This window comes from Streptomyces sp. NPDC045026 (assembly GCF_056432625.1).
Genome location: NZ_JBWKIS010000060.1, coordinates 1 through 6,290, shown reverse-complemented (window position 1 = coordinate 6,290; position 6,290 = coordinate 1). Strand labels below are relative to the sequence as shown.

Below are 6,290 nucleotides of genomic sequence, written 5' to 3'. Positions count from 1 at the left end.
GGGCCGACGTCCTGTTCGCGATGCTCCGCGACGGCACCTTCTACGACCCCCAACCCGCCCCATCCCCTTGACCAAAGTCATAGGGGCACCCCCCCACGAACGCAGGCGCCCTCAATACGCCCCCACGCCGCTTGACGCCCCGGCCCCACCGGAGGAATATTCATCACATGATGAATATTCCCGAAGGGTCACCCTCCCCAGAGCCGCCGGCGGCAGCCGTCCGCGCCACGGACCTCACCGTCATCCGAGGCCCCCGCCCCGTCCTGCACGCCCTGGACTTCACCGTCCCCCGAGGTCAGATCACCGGCCTCCTCGGTCCGTCGGGCTGTGGCAAGTCCACGCTCATGCGCGCGATCGTCGGAACCCAGGCCAAAGTCACCGGCACCCTCACCGTCCTCGGACACCCGGCAGGCTCCGTCGAACTCCGCTCCCGTATCGGATACGTCACCCAAGCCCCCTCCGTGTACGCCGACCTGACGGTTCGTCAGAACCTGGACTACTTCTCCGCCGTACTGCAGCCGGGGCGCGCCGCAGCCGCCCACCGCCGCGACGACGTCACCCGCGTCATCACCGAAGTGGACCTGACCTCCCACGCCGACGCCCTCGCCGGCAACCTCTCGGGCGGCCAGCTCAGCCGCGTCTCCCTCGCCGTCGCCCTCCTCGGCGCCCCCGAACTCCTCGTCCTCGACGAACCCACCGTCGGCCTCGACCCCGTCCTGCGCCGCGACCTGTGGAACCTCTTCCACTCCATAGCCGCCGAGCGCGGCGCCACGATCCTCGTCTCCTCCCACGTCATGGACGAGGCCGAACGCTGCCACCGCCTCCTCCTCATGCGCGAAGGCGAGATCCTCGCCGACGACAGCCCCGACGCCCTGCGGGCCGGCACCGGCGCCGCGACCGTCGAGGACGCCTTCCTCCACCTCGTCGACCAGGCCAACACCCTCCAGCGGAGCCCCCGATGAACGCAGCCCGCACCCTCGCCACCGCAGCCCGAGTCCTGCGCCAGCTCCGCCACGACCCGCGCTCCATCGCCCTGATGCTGCTGGTCCCGTGCGTGATGCTCCTCCTGCTCCGCTACGTCTTCGACGGCAGCACCGGCACCTTCAACTCCATAGGCGCCTCCCTCCTCGGCATCTTCCCGCTCATCACGATGTTCCTGGTCACGTCCATCGCCACCCTGCGCGAACGCACCTCGGGCACCCTCGAACGCCTCCTCGCCATGCCCCTCGGCAAGGGCGACCTCATCGCCGGTTACGCCCTCGCTTTCGGCGCCCTCGCGGTCGTCCAGTCCGTCCTGGCGACGGCTCTCGCCCTGTGGGGTCTCGGCCTCGACGTCACCGGCTCCGCCTGGCTCCTGCTCCTGGTCGCCCTCCTCGACGCCCTGCTCGGCACCGCCCTCGGCCTCTTCGTCTCCGCCTTCGCGGCCTCCGAGTTCCAGGCCGTCCAGTTCATGCCGGCGGTGATCTTCCCCCAACTGCTCCTGTGCGGCCTGTTCACCCCGCGCGACCAGATGCACCCCGTCCTCGAAGCGATCTCCAACGTCCTCCCCATGTCGTACGCCGTGGACGGCATGAACGAAGTCCTCCGCCATACCGACCTCACGGCCGACTTCATCCGCGACGCGGGCATCGTTGCCGGCTGCGCCGTACTCGTCCTGGCCCTCGGCGCGGCAACTCTCCGCCGCCGTACGGCCTGACCGCCGCCGATGCGAGGATGGCCCCGACGGACGCAACCGCACCGAACCCCGCGCCCCGAAGGGTGGCCTCCATGCCCCAGCAGCACGTCGCAGTCCTCGGCACCGGAAAGATCGGCGAGGCCCTGCTCAGCGGAATGATCCGAGCGGGCTGGGCCCCTGCCAACCTCCTGGTCACGGCCCGCCGCCCGGAACGTGCCGAAGAGCTCCGCACCCGCTACGGCGTCACCCCCGTCACCAACGCGGAAGCCGCCAAGCAGGCCGACACCCTGATCCTCACGGTCAAGCCCCAGGACATGGGCACCCTCCTCACCGAACTCGTCCCGCACCTCCCCGCCGACCGACTGATCATCAGTGGCGCGGCGGGCATCCCCACCACGTTCTTCGAGGAGCGCCTCCCCGAAGGCACCCCCGTCGTGCGCGTCATGACGAACACGCCCGCCCTCGTCGACGAGGCCATGTCCGTCATCTCCGCCGGCTCCCACGCCACGGCCGCCCACCTCGCCCACGCCGAGGAGATCTTCGGCGCCGTCGGCAAGACGCTCCGCGTCCCCGAGTCCCAGCAGGACGCCTGCACCGCCCTGTCCGGCTCGGGCCCGGCGTACTTCTTCTACCTGGTCGAGGCCATGACCGACGCGGGAATCCTGCTCGGCCTGCCCCGCGACAAGGCCCACGACCTGATCGTCCAGTCCGCGATCGGCGCCGCCACGATGCTCCGCGACAGCGGCGAACACCCCGTCAAGCTCCGCGAAAACGTCACCTCCCCCGCCGGCACCACCATCAACGCGATCCGCGAACTCGAAAACCACGGAGTCCGCGCCGCCCTGATCGCAGCCTTGGAAGCCGCCCGAGACCGCAGCCGCGAACTGGCCTCCGGCAACAACTGACCGAGCACGAGCCGGCCGACTGCACGTGGCCGGAACACCCGAACTGCCAGGTCGGACCCCGAAGCGCCTGGCCGGAACGGCAAGGCTGCCGGTCCGGCCGGGCAGTTCGGGTGGTGCTGCACCTACTGACCGCCGAGCCCCGTCGTGGCCACGGACTTCACCATCTGTCGCTGGAAAATCGTGAAGACCGGGATGAGCGGCACGGAAACGAGCAGCCGAAACGCGGCGAACTGCGCGTACTGCGGCCCGTAGGAGTCCTTGCCCGACGCCAGCCCGACGGGCAGCGCCAGCGACTGGCCGCTGGTGCCGATGAACAACGGATCTCCCCCCGCACCCGACCGTTACGCCCGTAGCGCTTGCACCCGATCGTCACGCCCTAAGCACTTACGCCCCCGCCGAAGCCACGACCTCCGCCGTCGTGACCACCCGGGCGAAGCCGCCGCCGTGCAATGACACCGCCGAGGCCTGCGCCAGCTCCTCCGCCGTGCGGCGCCAGCCGAACGGGCCCTCCAGGTCGAAGGTGTGCGTCGCGTCCAACGCGAACAGCACCTCGTACCCCAGATTGCCGCCCATCCGTGCTGTCGTCTCCGCGCACATGTTGGTCTGGATTCCGGCCACGACGAACTGCCCGATACCGGCCGCCCTGAGCCACGCGTCCAGGTCCGGCGTCCCGTAGAACGCCGAGTTCACGGACTTCGTCACCAGGAGCTCCGCCCCGTCCCCCTTCCCACGCCGCTCCTCCACGTACTCCTTGAAGTCGTTCCCGGCGTACCCCGGCCGCAACGGCGACTGAGGCTTCGGCGAGTCATGCCGCACGAAGACGACCGGACGACCCGTCGACTGCCACGCGTCGATCAGCGACGCGACGTTCTCATCAGCCTCAGGGTTGTTCCGCGGTCCCCAGAACCCCTCCTCCTCGAACCCCTTCTGCACGTCCACCACGATCAGCGCTGCGTTCTCTGCGATCTCCATGCCCACGATGCTGTCGCCGCGAGCGCGCCCGCCCCAGCGGTACAGAAGACAGCGATCGATGATTTACTGCCAACGTGCCGCCCCCAGCCCCGCATGCTGCCGCGCTTCCGCACCCCACCCAGCGCATCGCCCTCCTCGCCTTCCCAGGCATCCGGGCCTTCGACGTCTCCGTCATCACCGAGGTCTGGGGCACCGACCGCACCGACCGCGGCGTCCCCGCTTTCGACCTGCGTCGCATCGCCGAAGACCCCACGCCCGTCCCCATGCGAGGCGGACTCACCCTCACCCCCGATCGCACCCTCACCTGGCTGACACGCCTCGCGCCCGCCACCGACCTGCTCGTCGTCCCCGGCCTCGACGACCACCTCACGCCCGCGCCCGAACCGGTTCTCGAGTCCTTGCGCCGAGCCCACGCCCGTGGCGTCACCATCGCGGCCCTCTGCGGAGGAGCCTTCACCCTCGCCCAAGCCGGCCTACTGGACGGCCGCCGCGCGATCACCCACTGGAACCTCGTCGACCTGCTCCGCGCCCATCACCCCCTCGTCACCGTCGAACCCGACGCCCTCTTCATCGAGGACGACAACATCTGGACCGCCGCAGGCACCGCCGCCGGCATCGACCTCTGCCTGCACCTCGTCCGCAGGACCCACGGAGCGGAGACCGCCGCCACCATCGCCCGGTCGATGGTCACGGCCCCTTTTCGCACCGGAACGCAGGCCCAGTTCATCGAGCACCCCACGCCGCGAGTCGACCGCGACGCCGACGCACTCACCTCCGTACGCGCATACGCCCTCCAACACCTCCACGAGCCGCTCACCGTCGCCGGTCTCGCGGCCCGCGCCGGTATGTCCCCACGCTCCTTCGCCCGTCACTTCACCGCAGCGACCGGCACCACACCGCTGCGCTGGCTCCTGGACCAGCGCATGGCGGCAGCGCAGAAGCTGCTGGAACGCACCGACCTCCCCATGCCCGAGGTAGCACGCCGTGCGGGTTTCGGCAGCGAGGTCACGATGCGCCAGCACTTCGCATCGCGCCTCGCCACCAGCCCACGCTCCTACCGAGCGGCATTCGCTCAGCAGCCCTTCACCCCCACCTAGGAATGCCTTTTCGGAACGCCCTGCTGGGTACGCCCCGTCTAGGCACGCCTCCAGGAACGCGCCTCCCCACTACACCCCTCTATAGGGACACTCAGGCAGGGGGAAGCAGCCCGATCGCCCGATAGGCGGCGTCCACGGTCGGCTTCGCCATCTCTCTCGCCCGCTCAGCTCCCCGCCGCAACACCTCCTCTACTTGTGCGGGATCCGCAACCAGCTCCTTGTGCCTCTTCTGCAGGGGCGCAAGAAGCTCCACCACGGCCTCCGCGGTCGCCTTCTTCAGCGCGCCATACGACTCATATACACCGCTCAAGCCCTGCGGGTTCCCACCCAGACAAGCGGCCAGAATCTCCAGCAGATTCGACACCCCGGGCTTGGCCTCGCGGTCGTACTCGACCTCCGTGCCGCTGTCCGTGACCGCCCGCAGGATCTTCTTCCGCACGACGTCCGGCTCGTCGAGGAGATAGACGATCCCGGAGCCGTTGTCGTGCGACTTCCCCATCTTGGAAGTCGGGTCCTGGAGGTCCATGACCCGCGCCGCTACAGCGGGCGGCGTCGCCCGCGGCACCACGAAGGTGTGCCCGTACCGCTGGTTGAACCGCACTGCCAGATCCCGGGTGAGTTCGACGTGCTGCGTCTGGTCTTCACCCACAGGAACCTCGTCCGCCCCGTAGGCGAGGATGTCCGCCGCCATCAGTACGGGATACGTCAGGAGCGAAAGCCGCACACTCCCGCCCCGCTCCCGCTCGAGCGCGGACTTCTCCTTGTACTGGATCATCCGCCGCATCTCGCCGTCCGTGGCGACGCACTCGAGCAGATACGACAGCCGAGCGTGCTCGTCCACATGACTCTGTACGAACACGGTGCACACCTCGGGATCGAGCCCCGAAGCAAGCAACAGCGTCGCCGCCTGCTTACTGAGCCGGCGCACGCGCCCGGGATCGTGGTCCACGGTCAGCGCGTGCAGATCGACGACGCTGAACAGCGCGTCAGCCCGGTACTGATCGACTTCTGCCCACTGGCGTACGGCGCCCAGATAGTTCCCCAGCGTCAGATGCCCGGTCGGCTTGACCCCACTGAAGATTCGCGTCATTACTCCACCTCCTGGTCGGGACCGCCGCGGCCCGGCTGCCGGGCTCCGTGGTCTCCAGGAGGGAGATACAAGAACGGCCGCCGAGGCGGCGGCCGTTGGGTGCACGCTTGTGCTGGCCGCCGTCAGGCGGCCCACCACTGCTGGGTGTGCGCATGCGTAGTCACGAGCCCAAGAGTAGACCTCACAGGCGTGAAGTTGACACCCCTAGGCCCGGTCCGTAGTGTTCTCCGAGTTGCCCGACGTGAGCTCCGGTCCCTGACCGGTCCCCGGGTGGCCATTCCGCAAGAACCATTCAACGATCGATGTCGCGTCTCTTCGAGATGCGCCACGGCTCGTTTTCATGCGTCTTTGCGAAATGAGGAATCCGCGTTCGAAAGGGCGCCCCCGATTAGCTCGGGAGCCAGGACTCCGCTAAAGTCTCACTCGTCGGAACGGCCCAACAGCCGGGAAGACAAGCCCCGCTGACTGGGAATCAGGCCCGAAAGGATCTGATAGAGTCGGAACCGCCGGAAAGGGAAACGCGAAAGGCCGAAAGGCTGGAGCGGAAACCT

At 68.8% G+C, this 6,290-nt stretch carries 6 protein-coding genes and 1 pseudogene; 4 read left to right on the top strand and 3 right to left on the bottom strand.

Translation table 11 applies throughout. The features are described 5' to 3' along the window. Window positions 1-167 precede the first annotated feature (167 nt). The 3 genes from AC07EJ_RS45880 to proC all read left to right on the top strand — a co-directional run bounded on the left by AC07EJ_RS45880 (window position 168) and on the right by proC (window position 2,580). On the top strand, window positions 168-962 hold the full coding sequence (locus tag AC07EJ_RS45880; protein ID WP_478886527.1) for an ABC transporter ATP-binding protein: 795 nt from the start codon (window positions 168-170) through the stop codon (window positions 960-962). Continuing rightward, complete coding sequence (locus AC07EJ_RS45875) at window positions 959-1,696, top strand: ABC transporter permease (protein WP_389487409.1); 738 nt, start codon at window positions 959-961, stop codon at window positions 1,694-1,696. The genes AC07EJ_RS45880 and AC07EJ_RS45875 overlap by 4 nt, the downstream gene beginning before the upstream one ends. Window positions 1,697-1,767: 71 nt before the next feature. Further along, the gene (proC, locus tag AC07EJ_RS45870) at window positions 1,768-2,580 is read left to right on the top strand and encodes a pyrroline-5-carboxylate reductase (protein WP_389487407.1); all 813 of its coding nucleotides are present in this window, start codon (window positions 1,768-1,770) and stop codon (window positions 2,578-2,580) included. A gap of 122 nt (window positions 2,581-2,702) precedes the next feature. Here the strand turns inward: proC and AC07EJ_RS45865 are convergent. Then, a pseudogene (locus AC07EJ_RS45865) lies at window positions 2,703-2,867 on the bottom strand (carbohydrate ABC transporter permease); the annotation flags it as partial. 97 nt (window positions 2,868-2,964) lie between these two features. Then, on the bottom strand, window positions 2,965-3,552 hold the full coding sequence (locus AC07EJ_RS45860; RefSeq protein WP_478886526.1) for a cysteine hydrolase family protein: 588 nt from the start codon (window positions 3,550-3,552) through the stop codon (window positions 2,965-2,967). Window positions 3,553-3,626: 74 nt separating this feature from the next. On the opposite strand from AC07EJ_RS45860, the gene AC07EJ_RS45855 reads away from it, so the two are divergent. Continuing rightward, on the top strand, window positions 3,627-4,649 hold the full coding sequence (locus tag AC07EJ_RS45855; RefSeq protein ID WP_389487403.1) for a GlxA family transcriptional regulator: 1,023 nt from the start codon (window positions 3,627-3,629) through the stop codon (window positions 4,647-4,649). 91 nt (window positions 4,650-4,740) lie between these two features. Here the strand turns inward: AC07EJ_RS45855 and trpS are convergent, their stop codons facing one another. Continuing rightward, entirely contained in the window at window positions 4,741-5,739 is a 999-nt protein-coding gene (gene trpS / locus AC07EJ_RS45850; protein ID WP_389487401.1) for a tryptophan--tRNA ligase, read from the bottom strand. Between the last annotated feature and the right edge of the window lie 551 nt (window positions 5,740-6,290).

Bases quoted from the DNA above. Each gene is read 5' to 3' on its own strand.
- AC07EJ_RS45880 (WP_478886527.1), top strand. From the start codon at position 168: ATGATGAATATTCCCGAAGGGTCACCCTCCCCAGAGCCGCCGGCGGCA.
- trpS (WP_389487401.1), bottom strand. From the start codon at position 5,739: ATGACGCGAATCTTCAGTGGGGTCAAGCCGACCGGGCATCTGACGCTG.
- AC07EJ_RS45860 (WP_478886526.1), bottom strand. From the start codon at position 3,552: ATGGAGATCGCAGAGAACGCAGCGCTGATCGTGGTGGACGTGCAGAAG.
- proC (WP_389487407.1), top strand. From the start codon at position 1,768: ATGCCCCAGCAGCACGTCGCAGTCCTCGGCACCGGAAAGATCGGCGAG.
- AC07EJ_RS45875 (WP_389487409.1), top strand. From the start codon at position 959: ATGAACGCAGCCCGCACCCTCGCCACCGCAGCCCGAGTCCTGCGCCAG.